Below are 1,620 nucleotides of genomic sequence, written 5' to 3' on the forward strand. Positions count from 1 at the left end.
GAACATTGAAGATTGGCAATCCCAGCTAACATTGAAGAAGCTCTCAATGTGGTCAGCCAGCTTCGTGTACCGACGCACATTTATGTCAACTTGAAGGGTAAGTTTCCTGAAGTGTTGAATAGTTGTTATGACGGTAGTGAGTTCGGTAAGAAAGAAGCAACCAACGAACGTCCGGTTGTACAAATCGCGGCAATGAATGGCTTGTCCCAGTTTGGTGGAAGTTATACGAATAAGTTTGATGAAGACGAGCAGACCGATTCTCGTACGACAGTATTGCATTCTACGTCTAATCAACCTATTCTTACTGGTAACGGTAAAGAACTACCACCAGACTTTGATGACGACATTCCGTTTTGAGGCTTATATGGCAAAGATGACGTTTAGAAGTGACGACCATTCACCGGAAGAAGGTGAATGGAAGACTTTTAAAGAGTGGGAGGAGTTAGGTTACGGTGTAATTAAAGGAGAAAGAGCTAAACGATTTATTCACGGTGTAGCAGTTTTTCACGAAAGTCAAGTAATCAATATTGAAGACGAGTTTGAAAATTACATGCGTGAAGAACTACGTGGAATGTATTGTGGGCCCGAATGGTGGAAGGATTAATATGTACGTCTTAATTGATTACGATCGGATGCAAGTATTAGCCAAGCATCCAAACTTCCAACGTCTTCATGAGTATGGAATTCTATGTTGTAGCGAAAGTTCTGTAGTTCTTCCGTTGGAAGTTGAAGAACTCTATAAAGAGTTTGATGATGTGCAAATGCAGCTTTTGTACATCAACTTAACGGGTAATAAGCAAGGTGCTTTATATCCAAAGAAAATGATCAGTAAGATCATCCATTACTTTTTAAATGAAATACCGGAGACAGTAATAGATGCGGATGTGGCTGAACAGGCGGACTGGGCAATTGCTAGTAATAAAGAGGGTGAGTGCATGTACCGCGAAGGCAGCTCTGTTCCAGATTTGGGGGAGGAGCCTAATATTCAAGTACGGAATGATAGTTCATTGGAATCCACCATCATTGACGGCCCAACCGTACAGACAAATATGGGCATACAAGGGGCATGGACACCGACAAGAGAGCGGCAAGGTACTAGCACACCGGCAAACGAAAAACGTGCCGCAACGTCGCGTACAGCCGGCACTCGCGATATTATTTTCGCTGTTGCTGACGAAATGTGGAAAGAAGCTGGTGAACCTCGTGACAAGAAGGAAATCCTTCAGCTTAGAAAACAAATGATGGATCGTTTAGAGGCACAAGGTGTGAAGCGTAATACATCAAGTAATACATTAGGGGTCTGGGTAAAAGAACGTGGCTTAAATTAATTAACTAAAATATTGCATAGTTCTTTTAGAGGGGTTATAGTGCAACCACTTAGAACGTAGTTCACAACCAATAACCACACTGTGAGGATTTAAATCATGGCTAAAGAGAAAACTCCAGAACAACTGGAAGCAGAAGAAGCAGCAAAGAAAGCAGCAAAAGAAGCTGAAGCAAAGAAAAAACGTGAAGCTGAAGAAAAAGCAGCACGTGAATTGCAGGCTAAAGTTGATGCCGCAATGAACGAAGCCACTGCCGGTTACAATGTGATCGAAGGTGCTGTGTCCGCTGTTAAAG

The 1,620-nt window shown here is 42.4% G+C and carries 4 protein-coding genes; all 4 read left to right on the top strand.

The genetic code is table 11. The features are described from left to right. Positions 1-12 precede the first annotated feature (12 nt). Positions 13-357 (top strand): hypothetical protein, encoded by a 345-nt coding sequence (locus tag BM613_RS14440; RefSeq protein WP_109431849.1) that lies wholly within the window; start codon positions 13-15, stop codon positions 355-357. A gap of 16 nt (positions 358-373) precedes the next feature. Beyond that, a complete protein-coding gene (locus tag BM613_RS14445) occupies positions 374-604 on the top strand; it encodes an ArdC-like ssDNA-binding domain-containing protein (protein ID WP_146192853.1) in 231 nt (76 codons plus the stop codon). A 1-nt stretch (position 605) separates the two neighbouring features. Beyond that, positions 606-1,328 carry a hypothetical protein gene (locus BM613_RS14450; RefSeq protein WP_109431851.1) on the top strand — a complete coding sequence of 241 codons (723 nt, stop codon included), beginning with the start codon at positions 606-608 and terminating at the stop codon, positions 1,326-1,328. Positions 1,329-1,424: 96 nt separating this feature from the next. Beyond that, the coding region (locus tag BM613_RS14455; RefSeq protein ID WP_181363208.1) for a hypothetical protein at positions 1,425-1,620 on the top strand (196 nt) is incomplete at its 3' end.

It is taken from the genome of Sulfoacidibacillus thermotolerans (assembly GCF_003144315.1).
Lineage (GTDB): Bacteria > Bacillota > Bacilli > Alicyclobacillales > SLC66 > Sulfoacidibacillus > Sulfoacidibacillus thermotolerans.